Annotated in this window: 23 protein-coding genes, 1 riboswitch and 1 other annotated feature; of the genes, 3 read left to right on the forward strand and 20 right to left on the reverse strand. The window is 45.9% G+C overall.

What is annotated here, in order from left to right; all coding sequences use genetic code 11:
• Positions 1-11: 11 nt before the first annotated feature.
• The 9 genes from proS to sat form a co-directional block, all read right to left on the reverse strand.
• Positions 12-1,445, reverse strand: coding sequence for a proline--tRNA ligase (gene proS, locus AB685_RS17945; RefSeq protein ID WP_047971967.1), 1,434 nt, complete (start codon positions 1,443-1,445; stop codon positions 12-14).
• A 154-nt stretch (positions 1,446-1,599) separates the two neighbouring features.
• Positions 1,600-1,802: a binding site (T-box leader), on the reverse strand.
• A 67-nt stretch (positions 1,803-1,869) separates the two neighbouring features.
• A complete protein-coding gene (locus tag AB685_RS17950) occupies positions 1,870-2,391 on the reverse strand; it encodes a hypothetical protein (RefSeq protein WP_047971968.1) in 522 nt (173 codons plus the stop codon).
• Positions 2,392-2,737: 346 nt separating this feature from the next.
• Positions 2,738-3,361, reverse strand: a complete 624-nt coding sequence (locus tag AB685_RS17955) for an NAD(P)-dependent oxidoreductase (RefSeq protein WP_047971969.1) — start codon at positions 3,359-3,361, stop codon at positions 2,738-2,740.
• Positions 3,342-4,118, reverse strand: a complete 777-nt coding sequence (locus AB685_RS17960) for a sirohydrochlorin chelatase (protein WP_047971970.1) — start codon at positions 4,116-4,118, stop codon at positions 3,342-3,344. Before AB685_RS17960 ends, AB685_RS17955 begins: the two co-directional genes overlap by 20 nt.
• A 13-nt stretch (positions 4,119-4,131) precedes the next feature.
• The gene (cobA, locus tag AB685_RS17965) at positions 4,132-4,908 is read right to left on the reverse strand and encodes a uroporphyrinogen-III C-methyltransferase (protein ID WP_047971971.1); all 777 of its coding nucleotides are present in this window, start codon (positions 4,906-4,908) and stop codon (positions 4,132-4,134) included.
• A 3-nt stretch (positions 4,909-4,911) separates the two neighbouring features.
• On the reverse strand, positions 4,912-5,130 hold the full coding sequence (locus tag AB685_RS17970; RefSeq protein WP_047971972.1) for a DUF3906 family protein: 219 nt from the start codon (positions 5,128-5,130) through the stop codon (positions 4,912-4,914).
• Positions 5,114-6,745 carry a ferredoxin--nitrite reductase gene (locus tag AB685_RS17975; protein ID WP_047971973.1) on the reverse strand — a complete coding sequence of 544 codons (1,632 nt, stop codon included), beginning with the start codon at positions 6,743-6,745 and terminating at the stop codon, positions 5,114-5,116. Before AB685_RS17975 ends, AB685_RS17970 begins: the two co-directional genes overlap by 17 nt.
• Before the next feature lie 15 nt (positions 6,746-6,760).
• Complete coding sequence (gene cysC, locus AB685_RS17980; protein ID WP_047971974.1) at positions 6,761-7,360, reverse strand: adenylyl-sulfate kinase; 600 nt, start codon at positions 7,358-7,360, stop codon at positions 6,761-6,763.
• 15 nt (positions 7,361-7,375) lie between these two features.
• The gene (gene sat / locus AB685_RS17985) at positions 7,376-8,527 is read right to left on the reverse strand and encodes a sulfate adenylyltransferase (RefSeq protein WP_047971975.1); all 1,152 of its coding nucleotides are present in this window, start codon (positions 8,525-8,527) and stop codon (positions 7,376-7,378) included.
• 27 nt (positions 8,528-8,554) lie between these two features.
• Between sat and AB685_RS31775 the strand changes: the two genes are divergently transcribed.
• Complete coding sequence (locus AB685_RS31775) at positions 8,555-8,767, forward strand: hypothetical protein (protein ID WP_198530541.1); 213 nt, start codon at positions 8,555-8,557, stop codon at positions 8,765-8,767.
• Positions 8,768-8,859: 92 nt separating this feature from the next.
• On the opposite strand, the gene AB685_RS17990 is transcribed toward AB685_RS31775, so the two are convergent.
• The 7 genes from AB685_RS17990 to AB685_RS18015 form a co-directional block, all read right to left on the reverse strand.
• Positions 8,860-9,936: an inorganic phosphate transporter gene (locus AB685_RS17990; protein ID WP_047971976.1), complete on the reverse strand. Its 1,077-nt coding sequence runs from the start codon at positions 9,934-9,936 to the stop codon at positions 8,860-8,862.
• 30 nt (positions 9,937-9,966) lie between these two features.
• Positions 9,967-10,683 (reverse strand): phosphoadenylyl-sulfate reductase, encoded by a 717-nt coding sequence (locus tag AB685_RS17995; protein WP_047971977.1) that lies wholly within the window; start codon positions 10,681-10,683, stop codon positions 9,967-9,969.
• A 107-nt stretch (positions 10,684-10,790) separates the two neighbouring features.
• Complete coding sequence (locus AB685_RS30485) at positions 10,791-10,940, reverse strand: YezD family protein (protein WP_128755902.1); 150 nt, start codon at positions 10,938-10,940, stop codon at positions 10,791-10,793.
• Positions 10,941-11,213: 273 nt separating this feature from the next.
• Positions 11,214-11,318, reverse strand: a riboswitch (SAM riboswitch).
• 317 nt (positions 11,319-11,635) lie between these two features.
• Positions 11,636-12,175, reverse strand: coding sequence for a hypothetical protein (locus AB685_RS18000; RefSeq protein WP_128755898.1), 540 nt, complete (start codon positions 12,173-12,175; stop codon positions 11,636-11,638).
• Positions 12,176-12,294: 119 nt separating this feature from the next.
• Complete coding sequence (locus AB685_RS18005) at positions 12,295-13,215, reverse strand: diacylglycerol kinase (protein WP_047971979.1); 921 nt, start codon at positions 13,213-13,215, stop codon at positions 12,295-12,297.
• A 679-nt stretch (positions 13,216-13,894) separates the two neighbouring features.
• A complete protein-coding gene (locus tag AB685_RS18010) occupies positions 13,895-15,433 on the reverse strand; it encodes a flotillin family protein (protein WP_047971980.1) in 1,539 nt (512 codons plus the stop codon).
• A gap of 11 nt (positions 15,434-15,444) precedes the next feature.
• Entirely contained in the window at positions 15,445-15,984 is a 540-nt protein-coding gene (locus AB685_RS18015; protein ID WP_047971981.1) for a hypothetical protein, read from the reverse strand.
• A 233-nt stretch (positions 15,985-16,217) separates the two neighbouring features.
• Between AB685_RS18015 and AB685_RS18020 the strand changes: the two genes are divergently transcribed.
• Entirely contained in the window at positions 16,218-17,129 is a 912-nt protein-coding gene (locus tag AB685_RS18020) for a M15 family metallopeptidase (protein ID WP_047971982.1), read from the forward strand.
• A 234-nt stretch (positions 17,130-17,363) separates the two neighbouring features.
• Here AB685_RS18020 and gatB read toward each other — a convergent pair whose 3' ends face one another.
• The 3 genes from gatB to gatC are packed head-to-tail and all read right to left on the reverse strand — an operon-like array spanning position 17,364 to position 20,580.
• Positions 17,364-18,794 (reverse strand): Asp-tRNA(Asn)/Glu-tRNA(Gln) amidotransferase subunit GatB, encoded by a 1,431-nt coding sequence (gene gatB, locus AB685_RS18025; protein ID WP_047971983.1) that lies wholly within the window; start codon positions 18,792-18,794, stop codon positions 17,364-17,366.
• Positions 18,795-18,810: 16 nt separating this feature from the next.
• Positions 18,811-20,268 (reverse strand): Asp-tRNA(Asn)/Glu-tRNA(Gln) amidotransferase subunit GatA, encoded by a 1,458-nt coding sequence (gene gatA, locus AB685_RS18030; protein WP_047971984.1) that lies wholly within the window; start codon positions 20,266-20,268, stop codon positions 18,811-18,813.
• Positions 20,269-20,289: 21 nt separating this feature from the next.
• The gene (gene gatC, locus AB685_RS18035; RefSeq protein WP_047971985.1) at positions 20,290-20,580 is read right to left on the reverse strand and encodes an Asp-tRNA(Asn)/Glu-tRNA(Gln) amidotransferase subunit GatC; all 291 of its coding nucleotides are present in this window, start codon (positions 20,578-20,580) and stop codon (positions 20,290-20,292) included.
• A gap of 516 nt (positions 20,581-21,096) precedes the next feature.
• On the opposite strand from gatC, the gene putP reads away from it, so the two are divergent.
• Positions 21,097-22,602: a sodium/proline symporter PutP gene (putP, locus tag AB685_RS18040; protein ID WP_047971986.1), complete on the forward strand. Its 1,506-nt coding sequence runs from the start codon at positions 21,097-21,099 to the stop codon at positions 22,600-22,602.
• 444 nt (positions 22,603-23,046) lie between these two features.
• Here putP and AB685_RS18045 read toward each other — a convergent pair whose 3' ends face one another.
• Positions 23,047-23,706 (reverse strand): DUF4397 domain-containing protein, encoded by a 660-nt coding sequence (locus tag AB685_RS18045; protein WP_047971987.1) that lies wholly within the window; start codon positions 23,704-23,706, stop codon positions 23,047-23,049.
• Between the last annotated feature and the right edge of the window lie 56 nt (positions 23,707-23,762).

The following is a 23,762-nucleotide window of genomic DNA, read 5'->3' on the forward strand; positions in this document are numbered from 1 at the left end:
TTTTTGTCGCTCTAGTATGCCTTAGCCCAATATACCATATGTTTTGCTTCTTTTCCGCAGCTTACACAGGTTTCGGCTATGCGATCCTGTTCAAACGGCATACAACGGGAGGTGGCGCTAGTTTCCTCTTTTATTTTGTCCTCGCACGCTTGTTCTCCGCACCACATCGCTTTGATGAAGCCGGCTTTTTCTTCGAGCTGCTCTTTGAATGCTTCGAAAGTCGTTGCCACACTTGTTTTGGATTCGCGGTGGGAACGTGCTTTTTCTAAAAGGTTTTTCTGAATGTCTTCTAGGATTTCTTGGATTTTCGTTTCCAGTCCTTCCATAGGTGTAATCAATTTTTCCCCAGTGTCACGGCGGACAAGTACAACTTGTTGTTGTTCGATATCGCGTGGACCAGCTTCTAGTCTTAATGGAATGCCCTTCATTTCGTACTCATTGAACTTCCAGCCAGGCTTTTTGTCACTGGCGTCAATTCCAACTCGGAGTGTGCTGGATAGCTTTTCTTTTAAGTCATAGGTAAAATCAAGGACCCCTTCTTTGTGTTGAGCAATAGGGACAATTATCACCTGCGTTGGTGCAATTCTTGGTGGAACCACTAGGCCGCGGTCATCGCCGTGCACCATGATCATGGCACCGATGATACGTGTCGTGAAGCCCCAGGAAGTTTGTTGCACGTATTGTTGCTTGCCTTCACGGTCCAGGAATTGAATGCCGAAAGCTTTTGCAAACCCATCACCAAGATGATGAGAGGTGGCCGATTGCAAAGCCTTTCCATCATGCATCAGACTCTCGATCGTATAGGTGTATTTGGCTCCGGCGAATTTTTCTTTTTCGGTTTTCTGTCCTTTGATAACAGGGATGGCCAAGATATTCTCACAGATCTCCGCATAAACGGTGAGCATTTTAACGGTTTCTTCGTGTGCCTGTTCATCCGTTTCATGGCAAGTGTGACCTTCCTGCCAAAGGAATTCAAGAGTTCTCAGGAATGGTCTTGTTGTCTTTTCCCAACGGACGACGTTTGCCCATTGGTTGTAGAGCTTAGGCAGATCGCGGTAGGAATGGATGATGTTTTTGTAATGTTCGCCGAAAAGCACTTCCGAAGTTGGGCGGACAACTAAGCGTTCTTGTAATTTTTCGTCGCCGCCATGGGTGACCCAAGCCACTTCCGGCGCGAAGCCTTCAATGTGATCTTTTTCTTTTTGCAGGAGACTTTCCGGTATGAAAAGTGGCATATAAACATTTTCATGGCCGGTTTCTTTGATTCGTTTGTCTAGTGCCTCTTTGATGTTTTCCCACAGTGCGTAACCGTATGGGCGGATGATCATGCTGCCGCGGACGCTGGAGTAGTCGACGAGTTCGGCTTTGGTGACGACGTCTGTGTACCATTGGGCGAAGTCTTCGTCCATGTTAGTGATTTTTTGTACAAAATTTTTATTGGACATGTTGGTTTGCTCCTTTTTATAAAGTTCATTCCGAAATGAAGTGAGTTCGTGCGGAAATGGCCCGAGTTCGTGCCAAAATTAGGCGAGTTCATGCCAAGAGACCCCGAGTTCATGCCAAACCCATTTTTCAGCTAAAAAAAAAAGCCCCGCTCTGATAAGGGACCATCTCTGGCGGTACCACCCTTATTCAAAGCAAAGCTTCACTCTCTTTCATGGTAACGGTATTGAACCGCTGCACCGTTTCTGATGCAGAACTCCGAGGCAGGTTCAAATGCTCATCTATAGCTGCCTCACACCACTTGGCACCTTCTCTTGAATAGACGAAATCATTTTACTGGTCCTCTTCTACGTTTGATATTGAGAAGATTATATAGGTTAGTTGGAAAATTTGTCAATCTATTATTTTGCTAGTATGGGCAATTAATTAAGAATCAATAACTTCCCCTGAGATAGCAATTGCCACAGCCTCTTCTGCGCTATATGGAGGAAGGGGTTGGGATTTGACCATGAATATGGCGAATAGAATCAGGAAAAGAATCGGTGCAATCGTATGGACCTGCCATGTATGTTTGTCTCTGCTGCTCCGATAGTAAATCCACCGGTCCACAAGCGCATAAAGCAAAGCGGCACCAGATGCATAAAGTGTAAGCATCCAATGCTGGGACCAAATGACAGGTAACCCGCCTAGAAGTCCATGCAGCAGGATAAAAATGATGCTATTCCCTTTCATCCATCTGTTTACAACATACTCGATGCCGATGGAGATTAGGTTGCCATATATAAGAATGATTCCTCCAACCACAAAGAGGAGTATGTAGGTCCAGCCCAGGAACGAATCCAGGTAGATCGGTTCTCCTTGACCGAAAGAACTTGCCGAAATGAGGATGGATATGATGAATGTAGAGACATAGAATGCGGTGAATTTTCTGTAGAGCATATTGTCCAAACCGGATTCCTCCTAATATGTAGAGGTTTTGATAGTTTTATTATACTATTTCGGGGTGTGGTTTGGGTATATTTCCCTTGAATTAAAATGGTAATTGGTCATGGTGGGTAGCAACGTAATTGGTGAAATTAGCTGCGCGCTGAATTGATTGGATTTTCGCTGAAATATTCTTGAAAACGCTGAATGGAATGCTGTTTTCGCTGAAAAAATTCCAAAATCGCTGAATCATTCTCATAAACGCTGAATCCTCAAGGATTATCGCTGAATTGGTATTTTGCTCTCTCCCTAAAACCACATTAAAAAGACGACCGTACAATCCGATAAGTACGACCGCCCTTTCCACCTACTATGATATTAACCTTTCCTTCAACCGTAATAGTTCTCCCAGCTTCTCCCCTCTAGCCTTTTCATTCAATCGGTATTTTTCCTCCAAAATCTCCCACAGCAGCTCCCCCTTCTCTTCAAAAGACAATGGCAGCCGCTTCACCACCTCCCGATATTCCGCCAAAAACTCTGTATAAGAAATCCAGGAAGAATCGAACTGTTCCTCGAGCTCTCTTTTCAACTTGCGGGTCAATTTGGGACTCGATCCGTTGGAGGTGACGGCGATTTGCAGGTTCCCGCGTCTGACTGTTGCGGGGAACGTGACATTTCCCTCTCCTGATTCATCGACGACGCAAACGAGCTGTGATGCACGTAAGCCGCCAACAAGTGCGCTGTTCACTTTTCTGTTGTTCGTCGCCAAAATGGCCAGGAAAGCTTCCGCAAAATCAGCTACCTCCGCTCCCCGTTCTACCAACTGGTATCCCCTTAACACCGCTAGCTCCCGCACTTCCTCTGAGAACTCCGGCGCGATAAACGTGATATCTGCCTGCTCGGCGCCTAGCACCTTCGCTTTACGGGCCGCAATCCTCCCACCGCCTGCGATGATAACTTTCTTCCCTTGCAAATCAATGATTAACGGCTGCAACTCTCACTTCCCCCTTTTCCAAACCCCACGAAAATGAAGCTCGCTCTACCACAATATCTTGAATCACTTGGTGGCGGCTTAACGGCTCGATCAACACGATATCCTGGCCAGCGCGCTTTCTTTTCCGGACTTCCCTTTCGACTTCACTTAACAACAAACCTGCAAACAACAGATAAGGTACCACAATCACCCTGCCAACTGCCTCGAGACTAATCTCTTCCATCCCCTCCGCAAATAATGGCGTGGTTGCCGCCAAGTAGCAGACCTCCACTCGTGAAACGCCAAGCCGCTCACCCACTCCCGCTTTTATCTCTGCAAAAGCTTCATGGATGGCGGGATCACTGCTGCCTCTTCCCACAAGCAAAACCGAATCTGCAACATCCACACTTCCAACATCCGCCCTCACCAACTCACTAATCGCATCCACAATCCGCTCCTGCACCCCAAAAGCGGAGGCGATTTGCACGCGGACCTCCGGGTATTTTGCCAGTGAAGGCTCGAGCGCTTCCGGGATGTCCTCTTTTATATGCCCAGCTGTTAAAAGAAAGATGGGAATGACGGTGATCTCAGTTGCTCCTTTGGCTACACAGCGTTCGAAGCCTTCCGGAATATACGGCTCGGTCAGTTCCAGAAAGCTGATTTCCTGTATGGGTGCATCGACTTGTGCGATGACCCTTTCCAAGAAACCTTTTGCCTCCTCCGCTCCTTTTTTCGAGCGCGTTCCATGTCCTACATATAAAATGGCGTTTGACATCATATCCCGCTCCCTTCTATCCGTGTACGACAGGCAGATGAGGCACTACCTCCTCTTCAAACCAGTGCAGCTTCTCATGGAGTTTCACCACTTCCCCGATTACAATCATGCTCGGATTGGAAATGTTCGCTTCCTTTACCTTCCGCTCGATATTGGCAAGCGTGCCGACGACGGTACGCTGTTCATCTAATGTTCCCCAATGTACAAGGGCAATAGGTGTTTTGGGTGACTTGCCGTTCTCCTGCAGACGCTTGAGTATATTTGGCAGTTGGGAGACGCCCATGTAGACACAGATGGTATCTACCGCTTGCGTAAGGTTTGCCCATTGATGCTCCGCTTCCTTATCGCCTGCCTGGTGTCCCGTGACAAAGGCGAAACTTTTGCTCAAGGTACGGTGGGTGACAGGAATACCGGCGTAGGCAGCGGCTCCGATACCAGCCGTTATTCCCGGTACGACTTCAAAAGGGACATCCTGCCGCGAGCATTCCTCAGCCTCTTCGCCGCCACGTCCGAACACAAATGGATCCCCACCCTTCAAACGCACGACCTGCAAGCCTTTTTTCGCATATTTTACAAGAAAGTGATTGATGGTTTCCTGTTTCATCGTGTGGTAGTGGGGAAGCTTTCCGCAGTAGACAAGCTGTGCCTCTTTTTTCGCATAGTTTAGTAGTTCGGGGTTCACAAGGCGGTCATAAAGGATGACATCCGCCTGCTCGAGTAGGCGCAACCCCTTCACTGTAATCAATTCAGGATCACCAGGACCCGCTCCCACCAAATATACTTTTCCCTTCATGCGCTACCACCCTTTCTCCTCTGGATCTAAAATATAGCCACTCTTCTTCCCAAGCCGTTTTTTCTCTCGTAAAATAACTTCTTTCACTGCGGGCTCCTTCAGATAAAACTTTTCAAGCTCCACATCAAGATGCTCAAAAGCTGCTTCATCATTATCGGCATAAATGACGGATACGATTTCCTTGGCCTCCAGGGCTACATCAAATCTATACAGATACGCCATCGGTTTCTTTTCCTAAAATAGTATCTAGTACGCCTTGCAAGGTGGAAACTCCCACGCGTCCTACAAAGTCGAAGAAAGATTCTCCCTTTGTTTTCTGGTCGCGGAAGTAGATTAGTAGCTCCTCAAGGACATCCGTCAATTCCTCTGCCGCTACTTTTCCCTTTAGCTTTTCATTGAACTTACCACCTTTGTTCAGGGTCCCGCCCACATAGATCTCATAGGCTTCGACCATTTCCTTTTTCTCGTTGCGCATTTTCATACCCTGCAGGCCGATGTCACCAATCTGGCGCTGGCCGCAGGAGTTCGGGCAGCCGACCATATGGGTGCGGATCGGGACATCAAGGCTGATGCGCTGGTCGAGTTCCTCAGCGATAAGTCTCATGCGCTCCTTCGTTTCCACCAAGGCCAGATTGCAGTATTCAATCCCGGTGCAGGAAACGGCATGGCCGAGAAAGGAGTTCGGGTTGATAGAAATGCGTTCGAAAATCGGTTCTTTGAGCAGTGCTTCCACGTTTTCCTCTGGAATATTTGGGATGATAAGATTCTGGGAGTTACAGGTTCTGATCTCCCCGTTTCCGTATTCTTCTGATATTCTCGCAAGCTCGAAAACTTCCTCTGCATCAAGGCGTCCTACCGGTACGTTGAAACCGAGGAACTTCAGGCCCTCCTGCTTCTGGTCATGAATGCCGTAGAAGTAGCCTGCGTTCCATTCGTCTTTTGGCTCTACGCCTTTTTCAGGAAGTGGACCAGTGTGCTCAAGCAACTTCTCCTTGAACTTCTCTGGCCCCCAATCGGCGATCAAAAATTTCAGGCGGGCGAGATGGCGTTTCTCCCGATAGCCAAAATCCCGGAAGATGGTCGTGACGGCTATCGCGACCTCGAGCGTTCTTTCCGGTTCCACAAACACATCGATTGTTTCTGCCAGGAACGGCCTGGAGGAGAGCCCGCCGCCGACTTTCAGGTGAAAACCACTTTTTGTAACACCATCAATCGTTTTGGTCGCTGGTGTAAAAGAAACACAGTTGATTTCCGCGTTGGATGCATTTTTCGTATTGGCACTGATCGACATCTTGTATTTTCGTGGCAAGTTAGAGAAGTCCTCATTCTTCTGAAAGAAATCATAGACCTCTTTTACAATGCCTGTAGTGTCGAATAGCTCGTCGGGATCAAGCCCTGCAATCGGGTTGCCGACAATCGTACGGGTGATGTCCCCGCACGCTCCTGCGCTTGAAAGTCCAACTGCTTCCAGGCGGTTGAAAATGTCTGGTATCTGCTCGATTTCCAGCCAGTGGAATTGAATGGCCTGCCGTGTTGTGATATCGAATACTCCACGTCCATAGTCGCGGGCAATGGCTGCCAATGCTTCGACCTGAGGTTTTGTGAGAATTCCGGAGGGGACATTGACCCTCATCATGAAATAGCCGTCCTCTTTTGGTCGCTGGAGGTAAAGTCCCGCCCATTTGAAAAGGTCCCACTGATCCTTAGGAATGGAATCGAATCCATTCTTTGCGTAATGCGGGATGTCATCGAGAATTCGGAGACCATCCTTTTCCAGTTTCGCTTTCTCCGTTTTGTTTAACTTTTCATTATCTGCCCAGTGTTTCACATATGCCATGAGCGTTTCCCCCTTCTAGATAATTTTTTGCTCTCTTAAGTATTGGAGTATTGTTGTGACGGCTTCCTCCACCGTCAGTTTTCCGGATGCTATCGTGATTTCCGGTTGTTTCGGCTTTTCGTAAGGAGAATCGATGCCGGTGAAGTCCTTAATTTCCCCACGTCTTGCCTTTTTGTATAGCTCTTTTGGATCTCTTTTCTCACACTCCTCCAAGGGACAGTCCACAAACACTTCAATAAACTCGCCCTCTTCGAACAGCGTCCTCACCTGATCTCTGTCGTTTCGGAAGGGGGAGATAAATGCTGTTGTGACAATCTTTCCACTGTCGACAAAGAGCTTTGCCACTTCCCCGATCCGGCGGATATTTTCGTTGCGGTCAGCTTCTGTGAATCCGAGGTCCTTGTTGAGTCCATGGCGGACATTGTCTCCATCAAGCACATACTCGTTGATGCTCTGGCGGTATAGTTCCGTGGACACTGCGTTTGCGATGGTCGACTTACCAGATCCGGATAGGCCGGTGAACCAGAGGACACAGCTACCATGCCCATTCTGCACACGGCGCTCCTCTTTTGTAATGGTCTGTTCATGCCAGGTGATGTTTGTCGCTTTCGTCATTTGTGTTTTCCTCCTTTATACGGCTGCTGTTTTCTGTTGTTGTAGTCCGTCGATTAAAACCTCAATGACCTCTTTTCGGCTAAAGGTGGACGGTGGCAGCTCCCCGGCTCGCAGCAACTCCCTCACTTTTGTTCCTGATAAAATAACCCTGTCCTCCTTTGAATGCGGGCAGGTCTTGTCAGAGGCCATGCCCTCGCATTTGTTGCAGTAAAAGCTGTGTTCGAAAAACAGCGGCTTGATGCCAAGTTCCTCCTCTGTGAATTGATGGAAAATATGCTGCGCGTCATAGGTCCCGTAATAGTCGCCAACTCCTGCGTGATCCCGGCCGACAATGAAATGCGTGCAGCCGAAGTTCTTTCTGGCAATGGCGTGAAAAATTGCCTCCCGCGGCCCGGCATAGCGCATGGCGGCTGGGTACACAGCGAGTTCGACCCTGTCTTTCGGATAATAGTTTTCAAGCAGGACCCGATAGCTTCTTAGTCTGACGTCTGCTGGAATATCGTCCGATTTCGTTTCACCCACGAGCGGATTTAGGAAAAGCCCATCCACCGTTTCAAGTGCCGCTTTCTGAATGTATTCGTGGGCGCGGTGGACAGGGTTTCTCGTTTGGAAGCCGACGATGGTTTTCCAGCCTTTTTGTGCGAAAAGTTCACGGGTTTCTTTTGGTTCGAGCCAGACATCCTGGGCCACCCCTTTGTTAGTCTTTTGGGTAAGCGTCACTTCCCCGGCAACGTAAATGTCGCCTCTTTCGAATAGACGTTTGACTCCCGGATGTGCAAGTTCTTCCGTTTTGTAGACTTCACGTGCCTCTTTTTGGAGGTCCGGTTCGTACCATTCAGAGACGGTGATGACTCCGTAAGTGGTTTGCTGGTAGGTAAGTTTGTAGGTTTCACCTTCTGTTAGAGTTTTTGCCACTTCCTTTGTCACTGGGAGGGTGACAGGCACTGACCATATGTTGCCGTTTTGGAGTCGCAGGTTTTCGACGACGGATTCGTAGTCGGATTTTGTGAGGAATCCAGTGAGCGGACTGAAGAGCCCGACTCCGATGAGTTCGAGATCGCTTAGAGCGATGGCGTCTATTTTGATTTCTTTTGTTATGTTTGTCGTGTCATAGTTTGGTTGGTAGGCCTGCACAAGTGTGCCGCCGTGTGGTTTTGGTAAGGTCATTTGTTTTCCCTCTCTTTTGATGGATTTTTGGTTGAAAATTTAAGTTTTTTTATTGATTTAAAATCGTTCGGTCAAACTTTGGTTATGTTCGGACAAGTTCACCGCTACATTAGATGCAGTTCGGTCAACTATTTGATTGGTTCGGTCATATTAGACTTGGTGTTCGGTCATTTGGAAAATTGGTTCGGTCAAGTTGAGAGAATCTTCGGTCAAGTTCGAGCAAACTTCGGTCAACTTTAGGAAATCTTCGGTCAAGTTCGGCAAAACTTCGGACATTTGGTCTGTGCGCCCCCATTTCGCCCCGCCAAGCTCCACCACCCCAAAATCCTCAATTAATCCTCGCTGCCCGTAGACACCGCCGCTGCCCCCGTCCCAACGCCGCCCGAACGCTGCATCAAAAACTTCACCCCGAACACTGAAATCAATACCCCCAGCATCGCAATAACCGGATACACATTCTGCTCAATCAACAGCTGAATCAGTGTGTAGGAAAGTACCATTGATAACACCGGCGATACCACCCACACAACTAGTAGCTGCACGACAATGTCCTTTTTCAAAACGGATCGCCCCTGTTTAACAAAGCCGATACCGATAATGGAAGACGTCGTGATCTGCGTCAGTGGCACCGGAATGCCGAACACCGAAGCCGCAGTTACTATTCCGGCTCCCGTCCCTGAAATGACGCACCCTTCCTCTAGCCGCAGCTTCGTTATTTTCTTGCCGTTCGTTTCCATGACACGCCAGCCGAGCAACAGCGCTCCAAGTGCGACAAACAGCCCTCCCCAGAGAATCCCCTGTCCGGTGCTCATGATGCCTGCTCCCACAAGCGGTCCAACGGCATTGGCTACATTGTTCATCCCGGCCGAGAATGCCTCGAACACCCCCATGACGACGACCAGTACAGATAATACCGGAACGGCCCGGGACGACTTTACCCAACGATCTATCACTCTATTTTTCAGCACCCAGGTGGCACCGATTGCCATCAGGAAAGCGATAACCGGGGTCAGCAACCAGAACGAAACGATCCAGGCAAGCTTTCCGACAAACAAGGATTGATAAACAATTCCGGCACCCACTACGGCACCAACGGTCACTTCACTTGTGGAAAGTGGGATGCCGAATACATTGGCCAAAAATAAGGATAGAGCAGCGGATGCGATTACGATAAGCGCAATAGCAACGGTAAAGGTGCTCTGGGGTACAATGCCGCTCCCCATCGTCTTGACTACCTCTCCTCCACCCAGCCATGCCCCGAAAAACACTGCTATCCCGCATAACACCAAAGCCAGATTTCGTTTGACAACTCCTGATCCATAGGCGATCCCCATGGATGCCGCCGCACCGCTCGCACCAATATTCATGGCGAAAAAAAGACCAACGATGACGGCAATGGTAACTAGCATGCTTTTTCCTCCTTCATTACATGACCAACTTTAGTTTGTATGCAGCCCGCACTCCGTCTTTCCACTTCCCACCCAACGACCGGCCCTGGAATCTCCGTCCGTTCCGACTGCCTGCGTACAGGGAAAACAGCCGATGCTTGGGTAACCGTGGTCATGGAGTTCGTTATAGGGAAGACCTTTGGATCTGATGCGATGCCAGACGTCCTCCCATGTCCAGTGAATAAGCGGACAGATTTTAATGTTCTGGAATTTATCATCACGATTCAGGAAGTTAGTGTTGGCCCGTGTTGGCGACTGCTCCCTTCTCAATCCGGAAATCCATGCCTTTTTTGGCGTGAGCGCTTCTCTTAGCGGTTCCACCTTGCGGATCTGACAGCAGCGGCTAGGATCTCTTTTCCAAAGGGCTGTGCCATGCACTTCCGCTTGCTCCTCCAAGGTGAGGGCCGGTTTCCTTTTTTCAATTTGGAGCTTTGGATATCTGGCTTCTATCTGCTCGATGACCTTATAGGTTTCTGGAAAATGGAGATCCGTATCTAAGAACACAATCCGGGCATCCTGCCTTACCTCCTGAATCAGATCGATCAGGACCACCGCCTCGGCTCCGAAACTCGAGGCATAAATGATTTCGTCATCGGAGTAGTTTCCATATGCCCATTGCAACATGGCTTTTGCACCCTTTGTATCATCATCAATCGGAAAGGAACCCGATAGTTCCTTCCAGTTTTCATACGTGATTTTCTGTTCCATTCACTTACTGCTCCTTTCTTTTCCAACGAGAAAAGGCAGCCCTTTTACATGTGCATGCTTGATGAGCATCATGTAAAAAGACCGCCTCCAGTTTGTCTGGTCAGCGCCTATTTATTTTTCTGAAGGCGAACCTTCTCATTTTTTTCTATTTGAATCACTTTTCCATCCTGTACCACCAGGGTGATAGATCCAAATTTGACTGTTTGCAGCATTTTTTCCAAGTGGGTTACGACATCTTCCCATTCCGACTGTTCCAGTTGGCTCGCCTCCGTTTCTTAATGCATTTATATTAAGACTGTTTTCGTAAACTTTGTTGCTTTTTCGTATTTATCAACCAACCGTTATAACCCTTACTGTCGTGCTCTTTTCCCGCTTATCTAGATTAAATTACATGCGTATTTTAGAGTAGATAAGCAGTAAAAAGTCCAATAGCCGACTTTTTACTAGTGAATTGCAACAATCTTTGAGAAAAGAGCCTATATAAAAAACGCCTCTCCCATTAAGGAAAAGGCGCATCGTATGTATGCTGCACCTTATCTTCCAAAATGGGAATCCATTTTGCTGGAATTGGCACCTTGCTGTTCGCAGGTTGCCGGGCTTCAACGGGCCAGTCCCTCAGCCGCTCTAGATAAGCGTCAATTAAGTTGTCATTTTATAAGCTGTTTTCGTAAACTTTGTTGCCTTTTCGTATTTTTAGGCAAGCCGACATATTCATTGTTGTCGTGCTCTTTTCCTGGTTCTACAAAATGGCTTCTTGCCAATTGGTAAGTAAATAAACTTATAAAAAGTCCTATTGCCGACTTTTTATTGGCATATAGCCACATACTTTTAGAAAAGAGCTTTGTTAAATGTTAAAATTAATCCTACCATACGTATATGAATTGTCAACAATGAAATTGACTGTTTTTTAAGTTTTTTTATTTTTAGGAAATTGGTCCTAGTCCGCTTCAGCTCAGTCTCCGATTTTTTTCAGCTTAGTTTCGCCATTCATCAGTACTGCCTGATATATGTTTCCGCCTCTTGTTTCAAACACGACTCCTTGGATGGTATCCTCCAACTTTTCAAAGGTGATGATATCTCGTTTCGTTAGACCATTGGAATCAAACGTCACTTTTCCTTCCATCTTGAGTTGGCCATCACCGATCTCATCCGCCAGTTCGATTTCATGGTCGAGCACACGCTCTTCAATCCAGCCGGCAAGTAAAGGCTCCAACGTTTTTTCGTTAATTTTCAAATTTTCACTAGATGTAAGAATCATCGAGTAGCGGACATACTGGACCGTCCCATACTCGTTTTCCCCCATTCCGAGTGAAAGGGAGGAGATATCTAATTCAGGGTCTGCTTCCTTTTGGGTAACCATATTGCATGCGGTTAACAGGAACAAAAGACAGAATAAAGCCATTGTTTTTTTTATGATTCTTCCCCCTCCTAGAAACCCTGTAAATATTGCCATCACCTTTAACATATTCGACCGGTTAAAAGTCAACATCATCCCTCTCTCCCTCTACTATCTCCTTAAACCTTAACATATTTTTCCTTGTCTCCGTTACTGGAAAATAAAAAATGGTGCCAGATTCCCATGTTTAGGATCTGGCACCATTGCTATCAATTTTATTGGCATTTAGCCATTTCCACTTCTTTACGCTTTTCGGTTACAATCACTTCCACATGCTGGTACAAGTTGACGAATTCGCCCGGAAGCAGTCCTCCGTATTCACCGTCAAGGTTAAGCTGCATTTTTTCCTGCGTGTTCACCTTTACCCGGTTTGCTTTTGTATAGATGACCAATGGATCTTTGACATGGTCGCCGCGCAGTGCCATCGAGGCGATACGGATAAAATCGGCGATATTTGCTTTTTTGAGAATGATCAGGTCAAACATGCCATCGTTCATGCAGGAGTCTGGTGCAAGCTTTTCGAAACCGCCAACAGAATTGGATAAGGATACGAGGAACAGCATGATTTCCCCTTCAAAAACTTTCCCATCGTATTCTATCGTTACATTAGTTGGACGAATGGATGGAAGCATCTCGATCCCTTTAAGATAGTAGGCAAGCTGCCCAATCATGGTTTTCATCTTGATCGGTACTTCATAGGATAGCTCGGTCATTTTTCCGCCACCAGCAATGTTCATGAAGTACTGGTCATTCGCTTTTCCGATATCAACAGGCATCGGGACACCTGTTGCAATTACATCGACACATCCTAAAATGTCATCGCGTGGAAGGTCCAGTGCTCTGGCAAAGTCGTTTGTCGTACCAACCGGGATAACTCCAAGCTTCGGACGGTAGTCCTGTTCTGCCAGCCCGTTGACCACTTCGTTGATTGTACCGTCTCCGCCTGCTGCAACCACAAGTTCATATCTACGCTCCACGGCCAGCCTTGCCGCTTCCGTTGCATCTCCATGTCCTGTTGTAGCATGGCATGAAGCTTCATAACCAGCCTTTTCTAATCTAACCAATACTTCTGGCAAGTGCTTTTTGAACAGTTCACGACCAGATGTCGGATTGTATATTACCCTAGCTCTTTTCATTTCCCATCATCCTAAAATTATATTTAACTAAGCCCTCTTTTATATCTATGTCTTGTCCTGCTCTATATGTTGTTTGATAAGATAGTTATAGTTACCAATACCACTAAGTAGTGAACTGCTAACCCACTACTGATAACATATTAGCCTATTCTGTATGTAATATGCAATTAAAATGAAAATTTTGAGAAATGGTGAGATTGAATGAGTATAGATAGGCACATTAATTAATGAATCCCTATAACTCAGGTATCACACTAACCTTTTCCTCATTAATCCTCTATGAATCCCGGCAACTCCAATATCACCCATACTCATTCCTCATTGACCCTCTATGAACCCCGGCAACGCTAAAATCACCCTTACTCAGTCCTCATGGACCCTATCAGCCTTCAGATTAAAATTATCGTTCTTTCTCATTGGCTCTTTTCTCAAAGATTGTTGCTATTCACTAGTAAAAAGTCGGCTATTGGACTTTTTACAGCTTATCTATTCTAAAATAGGCATGTTGTTTACTCTGTACACCCAGGAAAAGAGCACGACAGTAAGGAATATAACGGTTAGTTGATAATTACGAAAAAGCAACAAAGTTTACGAAAACAGCCTTCTCATTTTAAAAAAGCCCCAACTGCACCACCGCTACTCAAGCAAGTAGCAGCAACAGCTGGGGCCATATTATTTATTACTCTTCTGTCTTCTTCTCTTCGCCTTTTTTCGAAGTGGCGATTTCGTTAGTCAAGCTGTCAATGCTGTGGCGCACGTTCGCTTTGCCTGAGAAGTTTTCGATAAGCTCTTTTACATCAATGCCTGATGATGCTTTCAGTGATTCCTGGAGTGTGGACATCAGGTTGGTTGCGTAGCCGGTAACCTTGTTGGCGCCGCTGTTTTCGCCGCTTCCGCCTGTGTCTACTACTGTGATCTTGTCGATGTTGCCAAGTGGAGCCGCAACTTGCTTCGCGTATTCAGGAAGCATTTTGAGGATCATGTCCAAGATAGCCGCTTGACCGAACTGTTCGAATGCTTCTGCGATTTTTTCTTTCGCTTCCGCTTCTGCAAGACCTTTCAGGCGGATAACTTCCGCTTCGGATTCCCCTTGCGCTCTTTGTGCGTCTGCAATCGCAATACCGTCGATACGGACTTTTTCCGCTTCCGCTTTTGCCATCGCTTCAATACGGTACTTGTTTGCATCCGCTTCAGCCATTTGCTTCATTTTATCGGCAGATGCTGCTTGCTCAACAGAGTAACGGTCTGCATCGGCCTTTTTCTTGACCTCGGAGTCGTATTGACGCTCACGACGCTGAATCTCTTTTTCCTCAAGCTCGATTTGTTTCTGACGCTCGATGATCTGGATTTGCATTTGCTGCTCGGTTACTTCCTGCTTCGCACGTGCTTCCTCTAGGTGGTACGCCTGGTCGGCACGAGCTTTTGCAATATCCTGCTCGCGACGGTACTCGGCAACCTTCATTTGATTCTCTTTTTCCGCTTCCGCGATTTCAGTCGCACGCTCAATCTCGGCGCGTTGTGCGTCTTTTGCCGCTTCTGCACGCTTAATACGCGTTTCTTTGTCTGCTTCAGCTGTTGCAATGTCTGCGTCACGCTTTACTTGCGCGATACGTGGTTTACCAAGGGATTCTAAGTATCCATTGCTGTCACGGATGTCACGGATCGTGAAGGATACAATGATCAATCCCATTTTCGCTAAATCCTGGGATGCCACACGTTGTACTTCTTGTGAGAACTTTTCACGGTTTTTGTAGATTTCTTCCACTGTCATGGAACCTAGGATGGAACGAAGGTGACCTTCAAGAACTTCACGTGCTTCGTTTTCCAGGTCTTCTTTTCTTTTTCCTAAAAATTGCTCGGCAGCTGTTGCGATGTCGCCGATGGAGTTGCCGATCTTGATGATCGCCGTTCCGTCCGCCATTACCGGTACACCCTGCTCTGTGTAAACTTCCGGCGTTTTAACATCTAGTTTGATAGATAGCAAGCTTAATGGTTCGGATTGTTGGAATACCGGCACGATGAACGCCCCGCCACCTCGTACAATCTTGATTTTGTTGCCTGATTCGTCTGTGTGGACATTTTTTCCACCCAGGTAGCTACCTGTGATAATTAACGCTTCGTCTGGACCGACTGTTTTGTAGCGTGCTACGAAAACAACGATAAGGACGAAAATCAGTGCAACGACGGCACCAATGACAATCAATAATTCCATTCCCATTTCTCTTCCCCCTATTTATTATAGTTTTCTAGTACCTTTTCGTATGGAGTGACAGAGACCACTCCGATTTGGACATCGATGATCAGGACTTCTGTATCGTAGGGAATCTCCTCGTTTTCGAAGCTCTGTGCAGATCGCGAAACGGTGCTTCCTCCGATGCTCAGTACCACTTCTCCAAATCCGTCTTTTGGCACTGAGATGATGACTTTTGCAAGCTTGCCTTTCAGGTCATCGTCCGTGTATCCGAGTGAGGAGTCTGCAGACTTAATCGGTACTAAAACAAAGATATGAAGCAGAATGACCAATAGAAGTGCAAGGATGGTGGCAATAGCCAATACCAGTAATCCGGAGAGTGGTGAGTATTTTTCAACCAGATAGCCTGTTGCTCCAAACACTGTAAAAAATGAAAAGATAAGAGCTGGATCAATTGGAATGACGTCAAATATCCCATCCACCACATCCGATAATAAAACATAGATCAGCGTCAAGCCGCCAAAGATGATGAGGCACCAAAAATATAGGGTCATCATATCCATTCCAAACATCGTCATAAGCCATCGTTTCCTTTCCTGTTGTATTGAGGTGCAATCCTCCCTTTGAACCCTGATCTCCCTTCCAAAATTCCTTCCGCTATTATATACGGGTCATTTCTCCTAAAGGTTTCAAAAACATTTCTATTTTTCTACCTTTTTCTTAAATGGAGAAAGGTGTAAAATAATAGTAGGAATTTACATAAATCTACCTATTTCATCATAAACCAAACTAAAGGGGAAAACTATTACTTATGCTAAAAAAAGGAATAATTTGTGGTGTGAGCCTGAGCCTTTTGGCAGGTTGTACGAGCTTTAATAGTTTATTAGAGGAAAAAGAAACATTGGTTGGTACTGCGCACGCTTTTAAAACCGCGGTTCCGCAAATGACGGATTATGATATGGCCTGGGATGTTTTTTTCGAAAAAGAACCGGCCGAACAGGATGTGCAGGAAGGTAGTGAGGAGGTTGCCTCCGTGGAGGATGATCCTGAAGAGTCGACGAACGAGGAGCAACCTTCCCAGCCTGGAGACTCGGAAGAACCGGCGGAGTCTGGGGAGCCTGAAGCGATCCCTGTTGTTGCCAACCCTGGAGCGATGAATGTCATGGTTAATAAATTCTGGTCGCTTCCGGAAGGATACCGCCCCGGGGACCTAATCAAGCCGAATGTGCCTTTTTCTTTTGGGGACGAAAACAGTGACCGTTCTAAGTTGCGTGCAGAGGCGGCCGAGTCATTGGAGGTCATGTTCAATGTCGCAAAAGGCGAAGGTATTGAGCTTTATGCACGGTCCGGCTTTCGATCTTATGAAACACAAGCTGCTATTTTTAAAAATGAGGTAGCTACATTCGGATATGAACAGGCTGTTCTTTATGTTGCGCTGCCCGGAACAAGCGAGCACCAGACGGGGCTTGCCATGGATATAACCGCAAAGAGTGTGGGGTTAGAGCTTGTTGAAAAGTTTGAGGGTACAGCGGAGGGCAAGTGGCTTGCGGAAAATGCTCACCACTACGGCTTCATTTTGCGCTATCCGAAAGGGCAAACAAATATTACGGGGTATGCGTTTGAACCATGGCATTTCAGGTATGTGGGCGTGGAGATCGCTGGGGAGATTTATGCGAAAGGGATTACGTTGGAGGAATATTTGGTGGATGTGCGGGAGTTTTAAGTTTAAGAAGCATGAAGAGTGCGCATTTGCGGCTCTTTTTTCGTGTGTCTTTCAAGGCAACATGGATTTATGAGCCAAGTTTTTATTTTATAATCCAACTTTTCATTTTATAAGCCACTTTTGTGTATATAAATGCCATTCGACAAACCTCAGCAAATTTTGCAGTCCACTCTTATCACATTCCCAAATTAAACAGAACCCCAACATCCAGCGTTGGGGTTCAACCTTTAGTACTTAGCGCTTCTTAATTTCCTCAATCAAAATCTTGTTCACCATCTGAGGATTTGCCTGGCCTTTGGATGCTTTCATGATCTGGCCGACAAGGAAGCCGATGGCACGTTCGGTTCCTTCTTTGTAGTCCTGGACGGATTTAGGATTTGCATCCAACGTTTCGCCGACCATTTTACGAAGCGTGCCTTCGTCCGAAATCTGGACAAGGCCTTTTTCTTTGACGATCTTTTCTGCGTCGCCGCCGCTTTCAATCAGTTCCTTGAAAACTTTCTTGGCGATTTTGGATGAAATGGTGCCATTTTTAAGAAGCTTGATCATGCCGGCGATTCCTTCTGGAGTCAAAGCGGTATCATCGAGTTCTTTGTTTTCGGCGTTCAGGTAGGCGGAAACCTCTCCCATCAGCCAGTTGGAAGCAAGCTTCGCGTCAGCTCCGGCGTCCACTGTCTCATCAAAAAAATCAGACATTTCTTTTGTGATTGTCAGAACTTGAGCGTCGTATGCAGGTAATCCAAGCTCTTCCACGTAGCGCTTTTTGCGCTCGTCCGGAAGTGTCGGGATGGCTGCGCGAACACGCTCTTTCCAGTCGTCATCGATATGGAGTGCCACAAGATCTGGCTCAGGGAAGTAACGGTAGTCGTCCGATCCCTCTTTCACACGCATCAAGACAGTTTCTTTGGTAGCTTCATCATAACGGCGTGTTTCTTGTTCAATAACTCCTCCAGATGAAAGAACCTGCTCTTGGCGAATCACTTCATATTCCAAACCTTTCTGGACAAAGTTGAAGCTATTTAGGTTCTTTAGTTCTGTTTTCGTACCGAATTTTTCCTGTCCAACTGGACGCAATGAAATGTTCGCATCACAGCGAAGGGACCCCTCTTCCATTTTACAATCGGAAACGTCCGTGTATTGGATGATGGATTTCAGCTTTTCCAGATAGGCATATGCCTCTTCCGGAGTGCGAATATCCGGTTCAGATACGATTTCCACAAGTGGTGTCCCTTGGCGGTTATAGTCGACAAGGGAATAGCCGTCGCCTGTGTGCATCAGCTTTCCTGCATCCTCTTCCAGATGAAGGCGGGTGATGCCGATTCTTTTCTTCTCGCCGTTCACTTCGATATCAATCCAGCCGTTTTCCCCAATTGGTTTGTCATGCTGGGAAATCTGGTATGCCTTCGGGTTGTCCGGGTAGAAATAGTTTTTGCGGTCGAATTTCGTGTCGGTTGCGACTTCGCAGTTAAGAGCCATCGCAGCTTTCATCGCATATTCTACTGCTTGCTTATTCAGGACAGGCAGGGTTCCCGGATAACCTAGTTCCACTACACTTGTATTGGAGTTCGGTTCTGCGCCGAATGCGTTCGGACTTGCCGAAAAAATCTTTGATTTTGTTTTTAACTCTACGTGTACTTCTAGTCCAATAATCGTTTCATAGTTCATGTCTTGTTCTCACCCCTTACAGTTGTGGTTTTTGTTTATGAAAGTCGGTTGCCTGCTCAAACGCATGCGCAACGCGGTAAATGGTGCTCTCGTCAAAATGATTCCCGATTATCTGCAAGCCGACTGGCAGCCCGTCCACAAAGCCTGCCGGAACCGAGATTCCCGGTACTCCTGCAAGGTTTACAGGGATGGTCAGAATATCGTTTGCGTACATCGTTAACGGATCTTTCGTGTTTTCGCCCACTTTGAATGCAGGTGTCGGCGTAGTTGGTCCGATAATCACGTCATATTTTTTAAATACGTCTTCAAAATCCTGCTTGATGAGCGTACGGACTTTTTGCGCTTTAACATAATAGGCATCATAATGGCCTGCGCTCAATGCGTATGTTCCAAGCATGATACGGCGCTTCACTTCTGGGCCGAAGCCTTCGCTGCGCGTTTGCTTGTACATGTCGAGGAGATTTTTCGCATTGTCCGTGCGATAGCCGTAGCGAACGCCGTCAAAACGGGCAAGGTTCGCGGATGCTTCTGATGAAGACAACAAATAATAAGTCGCCAGTGCATATTGGGAGTGCGGCAGGGAAACTTCTTCCCATTTTGCTCCTAGTCCTTCTAGTACTTTCAGTGCGTCTTTGACAGATTGGCGAACCTCTTCGCTTACGCCTTCTGCAAGGTATTCTTTTGGCACACCGATCTTGAGTCCTTTAATGTCGCCAGTCAGGCTGGATAGGAAGTCCGGTACGTCTGCGTTGGCAGATGTAGAATCCATTGGATCGATACCTGAGATTGCTTGTAAAAGATAGGCATTGTCTTCCACTGTACGTGTGATTGGCCCGATCTGATCAAGGGATGATGCAAAGGCGATCAGCCCGTAACGCGAAACACGGCCATATGTAGGTTTCAATCCGACGACACCGCAGAAAGCTGCAGGCTGACGGATGGATCCGCCTGTATCAGTTCCGAGGGAGAAAAACACTTCCCCTGCTGCGACCGCAGCTGCCGATCCACCGCTGGATCCACCTGGTACACGGTCAAGGTCCCATGGATTACGGGTTGCCGCGAATGCAGAGTTTTCGTTGGAAGAGCCCATCGCGAACTCATCCATATTTATTTTTCCGATTGTAACGGTTTCTGCCTGGTGCAGCTTCTCTACAACAGTTGCGTTGTAGATCGGGTTGAAATCTCCAAGAATTTTACTTGCAGCCGTTGTGCGGATTCCTTTTGTAACAATGTTGTCCTTGACTCCGATAGGAAGGCCAAACAATAGGCCGTGATCTTTTTCTAGCCCTAATGCTTCGTCGAGCACTTTTGCATATTTACGAGCATTCTCTTCATCCAATGTTAAGAATGCTTTTACTTTATCATCGACTTCGTTGATGCGTTTATATGACGTATCAACTAGGTCTGAGACGCTGATTTCTTTTTTATGTAAAAGGCTATGTAATTCGGATAGCTTTTTATCAAACAATGACATGGGGTTCCCTCCTAACTCTTCCTATTCAATTATGCTTGGTACACGAATCTGGCCGTTTTTGTGGTCTGGAGCATTCTTCAATACCTCATCGACCGGCAGACCTTTTTTCGCAACATCTTCTCTCATGACATTCTTCATATGTAGAACATGAGATGTCGGTTGAACATCTTCTGTATCTAATTCATTCAACTTTTCAGCGAATGAAATAATTGCATCCAATTGACTTGTGAACATTACTACCTCATCATCGCTGATCGCAAGACGGGCCAAATGTGCCACATGCTTCACTTGATCCTCAGAAATACGGGACATCCTCTTTCACCTCCGCAAAATATCGAACTTGCACAATACACCTATCATACTAAACTTTAACCCCCACAAGCAATTGTGAGGGGATATTGGTGAAAATTTCTTTAGTTGGGTAAAGAGGGTCTGACCCTCAGTGCGTTAATACAATAAAGAATCCTGCTCCTTACCTACTTTTTTCAAAAAGCCTTTTTGTGAATCGTAGTGGTATGTTTCATGTTTTTAGGGAAAAAATAAGGGTGCTTTCTGATGAGAGTTGACTTGATTAAGGTCGTGAATATTACAGCAATATTACGCGTTTGATAATTCTGAATAGTTTTACTTTAATTAATTGTCAAATGGGAAGTATGCCCATTGTATCAAGGGGTAGAGTGTTTTTCTTCCTATTGAAAAAGGTTTCAATCGCTTGAACAAAGGGAAATAATTTGTTAGCTTAAATACTCGTAACCGTTATAAGAGCAATTTGGGGCGCCGAAATTGCTGATGCAAACAGAAAAATAAAGAAATTCAGGAGTTGATATTGTGGAAACAGGAGTATTTATTTCCCTAGCGCTCTATTTTATCGTCATGCTAGGAATAGGTTATTATGCCTACAAAAAATCAACTGATGATATCTCCGGCTTTATGCTCGGTGGACGTCAGTTAGGACCTGGGGTAACAGCATTATCTGCCGGGGCATCTGACATGAGCGGTTGGATGCTGATGGGTCTACCAGGTGCCATGTATGCATCCGGTGTATCAAGCATGTGGATTGCTATCGGTCTTACAATCGGGGCTTATGTGAACTATCTTATCGTTGCACCCCGCTTAAGGGTTTATACAGAAACTGCAAATGACTCCATTACAATCCCAGATTTCTTTGAAAACCGTTTTTATGATGGAACTCGCATTTTACGCTTCGTTTCAGCGATTGTTATCATCATCTTCTTCACACTTTATACATCCTCTGGTCTTGTTTCAGGTGGTACACTTTTTGAAAGTGCATTTGGATTGGATTATACAACCGGTTTAATTGTGACTGCCGGTGTGGTAGTAGCGTACACATTGTTCGGAGGATTCTTGGCGGTTAGTTTAACTGACTTTGTACAAGGTTGTATCATGCTTCTTGCCTTAGTACTAGTGCCAATTGTAGCCTTTACTGATTTAGGCGGTGTTGGGGTAACGCTTGATGAAGTTCGTGCAATAGACCCGACTTACCTTGATTTCTTCAGAGGTACCACGGTACTTGGAATTATTTCCTTACTTGCATGGGGACTTGGTTACTTTGGACAGCCTCATATCATCGTTCGATTTATGGCGATCAAGTCCATCCGCGACTTTAAAGCCGCTCGCCGTATCGGAATGAGCTGGATGATCGTTTCCATCATCGGTGCCATGGCAACAGGATTAGTAGGTATTGCCTATGTAAACCGTACAGGTATGGAACTGGCTGATTCAGAAACAATCTTTATTGTTTTCTCACAATTTTTGTTCAACCCACTTATTAGTGGATTCTTACTTGCAGCTATCTTAGCCGCTATCATGAGTACGATTTCTTCTCAGCTACTTGTTACATCAAGTGCGCTGACTGAAGACTTTTATAAAACTTTCATGCGCCGTGAAGCAAAGGATAAAGAGCTTGTCCTAATCGGTCGTATCTCAGTATTGATTGTTGCAATTGTTGCAATCATGCTATCTCTGACACCTAATGATACCATCCTTAACCTTGTTGGTAATGCATGGGCAGGATTCGGTGCAGCATTCGGTCCAGTAATAATTTTGAGCCTATACTGGAAACGTATGAACCGTTGGGGTGCACTTGCAGGTATGCTTGTAGGAACGTTTACTGTTCTTGTTTGGATCTACGGACCATTTAGAATTGATGGTGAAAGACTGTCAACTTGGATGTATGAAATAGTTCCAGGATTCATCCTAAGTACGATTGCAGTAATCGTGGTAAGTTATATCACTAACTTACCTAGAAAGAAAGTAAGTGAAGGCTTTACGGAAATGGAAGAAACAATGGAAACAGAACACAATAAAGAGTAGTTTATCTTTACAAAAGAGAACCCGGAATTCGGGTTCTCTTTTTGCTTTACTTATATATAAATTTGAAAAGTTGATTTTGTTTTTTTGTTTGAATCCCTTGGGGCACATCAGGCGGGGATTTTTTTAGTCAAACGTTTGTTTTAAAAAACCTATTCTAGGATAAGAAAACGTTCTTTAACCCCTCTAAAACACCAGTAATTAGTTTAGAACTCTTACTATATCACGACACCTTTTTTAAAAGTTAATTTCTTTTTCGAACGCTGCAGGCTATGAAACGGTTGGTTTTTCATTTTCAATTATTCAAACGTTTGTTTGAAAAGTGCTATGTTGGCAAAATGTTGTTTTTTCTCACATTGTTGATCCCAGCATACCGTGGAAGCAACTAGTAGGCAAAAAAATACCGTTACCTATTACAGGTAACGGCTTTTCCTGTTGCTTATTTGCTTACTTGCTATCCACCAACACCAGCACTTCCAGCTTATCTGCTGTATTCACAGCAAACACACTGTACACCTTATCGGCTTCCAGCTTCGTTCCGGAAAGGTCCAGAACCTGTTTTCCGTCAGGCAATCTAATTTCGAGATTGTACGTTCCTGGCTCCAACTCCTGGTAGACTGAAATGTCTTTAAAGGAAAGCTCGCTGAATACGGTATCCCCTTTAATGACTCCAACATCTACTTGTGGAGCATCTGGGGAAAGGTGACCAACGCGGGTGAATGCTTTTCCTTTTGGAGCTACTCTCGTATCTTCCACGGCAATCATTTCAAGCTTGGCTAAGTTATTAACCGCTGCTACCGTATATGCCTTTCCGCCTTCCACTGTAAGCTCTTGAGCAATAACCGCCTTGTCCTTTTTGCCTGCTGGAAAAACCTCTACTTTATGTGGACCTGCTCCAAGCATTAAGTAATCGGTTGCATCTTTGAATTTAGCTCCTTCTACCGCCACATTCCCATCTACATACACATCGACAGCTGGTGCATCAGGGGATGCGTGAAGAATACGGACTTGAGCATCTTCCCTCTTTCCCGTTTCAGCCGCGATTAAGTTACTTACTCCACCAAATACAAATAGCACTACCGCTAATACGCTTATGAATCTCTTCATTTGTAGTCTCCTCTTTTCTAAATTATTTTGAACACACTGTTAGTATGAAGATTTTT

Source organism: Bacillus sp. LL01 (genome assembly GCF_001037965.1).

Coding starts and splice junctions, on each gene's coding strand:
- AB685_RS18000 (WP_128755898.1), bottom strand. CDS start 12,175: ATGATGTTGACTTTTAACCGGTCGAATATGTTAAAGGTGATGGCAATA.
- AB685_RS18005 (WP_047971979.1), bottom strand. CDS start 13,215: ATGAAAAGAGCTAGGGTAATATACAATCCGACATCTGGTCGTGAACTG.
- AB685_RS17960 (WP_047971970.1), bottom strand. CDS start 4,118: ATGATGTCAAACGCCATTTTATATGTAGGACATGGAACGCGCTCGAAA.
- AB685_RS17975 (WP_047971973.1), bottom strand. CDS start 6,745: ATGGCATATGTGAAACACTGGGCAGATAATGAAAAGTTAAACAAAACG.
- AB685_RS18020 (WP_047971982.1), top strand. CDS start 16,218: ATGCTAAAAAAAGGAATAATTTGTGGTGTGAGCCTGAGCCTTTTGGCA.
- gatB (WP_047971983.1), bottom strand. CDS start 18,794: ATGAACTATGAAACGATTATTGGACTAGAAGTACACGTAGAGTTAAAA.
- AB685_RS17990 (WP_047971976.1), bottom strand. CDS start 9,936: ATGCTAGTTACCATTGCCGTCATCGTTGGTCTTTTTTTCGCCATGAAT.
- cobA (WP_047971971.1), bottom strand. CDS start 4,908: ATGAAGGGAAAAGTATATTTGGTGGGAGCGGGTCCTGGTGATCCTGAA.
- sat (WP_047971975.1), bottom strand. CDS start 8,527: ATGACCTTACCAAAACCACACGGCGGCACACTTGTGCAGGCCTACCAA.
- AB685_RS17970 (WP_047971972.1), bottom strand. CDS start 5,130: ATGGCGTATCTGTATAGATTTGATGTAGCCCTGGAGGCCAAGGAAATC.
- gatA (WP_047971984.1), bottom strand. CDS start 20,268: ATGTCATTGTTTGATAAAAAGCTATCCGAATTACATAGCCTTTTACAT.
- AB685_RS18015 (WP_047971981.1), bottom strand. CDS start 15,984: ATGACGATGTTTGGAATGGATATGATGACCCTATATTTTTGGTGCCTC.
- AB685_RS18010 (WP_047971980.1), bottom strand. CDS start 15,433: ATGGGAATGGAATTATTGATTGTCATTGGTGCCGTCGTTGCACTGATT.
- gatC (WP_047971985.1), bottom strand. CDS start 20,580: ATGTCCCGTATTTCTGAGGATCAAGTGAAGCATGTGGCACATTTGGCC.
- proS (WP_047971967.1), bottom strand. CDS start 1,445: ATGTCCAATAAAAATTTTGTACAAAAAATCACTAACATGGACGAAGAC.
- AB685_RS18045 (WP_047971987.1), bottom strand. CDS start 23,706: ATGAAGAGATTCATAAGCGTATTAGCGGTAGTGCTATTTGTATTTGGT.
- cysC (WP_047971974.1), bottom strand. CDS start 7,360: ATGACGAAAGCGACAAACATCACCTGGCATGAACAGACCATTACAAAA.
- AB685_RS17995 (WP_047971977.1), bottom strand. CDS start 10,683: ATGGAACAGAAAATCACGTATGAAAACTGGAAGGAACTATCGGGTTCC.